Below are 1,506 nucleotides of genomic sequence, written 5' to 3'. Positions count from 1 at the left end.
GCCTGTCTCTTGATCACAAGTTTTGCTGATTAAGAGACTGTGCCAGTTCATAGCCTTCAAGGATGGTTTGTAATTTGAACCATCCTTGCCATAAGGTTTTCACCGATACTTTTCCTGTTCCTTTAGAGTCTTTCCATCCTCCCAACGAAGCCAATGTTCGATACGCCCATAACAGGGATGGTGGTGTTTCTGGTAGTGGCTTTTTTTCCTGTTTAAGCCATAACAGTTTCCATGATTTTACAGACAGTACTTCTTCACAACATCTGGTTGCATCCTGCTCCGGTGCCATCTTCAATTGCATTATGCGTACTGCGACGAACGCTTGGAGCACGGCCATTCTTTCAATGTTTTCCCGACTCTGCATCCGTAGGTTTTCAACATCCGTGCCGTCACTTTTCCATGTTTTATGATACTCCTCCACCAGCCAGCGTTTCTCATACATTTCAATGATAGATAGTGCATCTTCAGCACTTTGAACCGGCTCGCTTGTCAGCAGATGCCAACTCAATGCGGTCGCGCTATCCAAACCATCAATTTCATGGCAGCCCACATAATACAAGGGTAACGACTGACCTTGTTTATTCGATGGCGCTTTTAACGTCACGGGAGCATAGACGATATTCGTTAAAGCCACCCGGGCGCTTCGCCCTCCTTTCTGAGCAATATGGACCTTCTTTTGTCCTGCCACCTGAAGCTCGCTGGCATAGTGATACAACTTATGGTCAGTCTCTTCTATGTGACGACTTTGCATGGAGCGCACAACAAAGCGTTGGCTGTGAGTCAGTTTATAACGCAAGTACTCATATATATCGGCTTCCCGGTCACACACCGAGATAACGCGAGGCAAGATTTCGCCAAGTCGGGTCGACATATCCGTGGATACTTGTTCCCACTTATAGCCTTCCTTCTCTTCATAAGGTGTACTGGCATGAAGGCTGCGTTTTCCTCGTGTGGTTATATCTCGTGTCCAACGGTGCTGTGCAACAAGTCCGATAACATCTTTTTCATGTGGCGCATACAGCAATACACTGTGCGCCAATAGGCCACGATAACGGTCTCCTTGATTCAGATGGCCCAATTCATCACGTAGTGAGCGATGTTGGTAACTAAGCGTAGTCGTATCTTCAAGTGCCAGTAACAGGCCATACTGATTGGCTTTTTTGATGGTCGCCTGAAAGCCTGCTTCTGCAATGGCATTGACATCAACCAGCTCATTTCGTAGAAAGCGATAAGCACCTTCCATGTCTGCTGAGGTATCGGTTGTTTTCACGATGGAACATCCAGGATTGGCAGCCATAGCTGCACTAAGTTTAATCAAGCGCTGGGTTCGCCTTGGATCACCCAGAGTGGCTTTTCCAAAGGTATTTATTGCCCAGGCAGTATGGCAGGATTGTCGCATAAGTTTCACCAATCAAAGACAAGATGTAGATCGGATCACAGCTACAGGAAAACGTTCAAAAAAAATCCCCCACTGGAAGGTGAGGGATTTGTGTATAAGAGACAGGC

At 46.7% G+C, this 1,506-nt stretch carries 1 protein-coding gene; it reads right to left on the bottom strand.

Annotated elements, in window-relative coordinates:
* Positions 1–13 precede the first annotated feature (13 nt).
* Positions 14–1,399, bottom strand: coding sequence for an IS4 family transposase (locus LSG37_RS21075; RefSeq protein ID WP_233081972.1), 1,386 nt, complete (start codon positions 1,397–1,399; stop codon positions 14–16).
* Positions 1,400–1,506 lie beyond the last annotated feature (107 nt).

Source organism: Rheinheimera soli (assembly GCF_021290985.1).
GTDB lineage: Bacteria > Pseudomonadota > Gammaproteobacteria > Enterobacterales > Alteromonadaceae > Pararheinheimera > Pararheinheimera soli.
Note: the sequence above shows the minus strand (reverse complement) of the source record. Positions and strands in the feature narration are given on the sequence as shown.

What these genes read in the sequence shown, in the direction of transcription:
- LSG37_RS21075 (WP_233081972.1), bottom strand. Translation starts at nt 1,399, where the DNA reads ATGCGACAATCCTGCCATACTGCCTGGGCAATAAATACCTTTGGAAAA.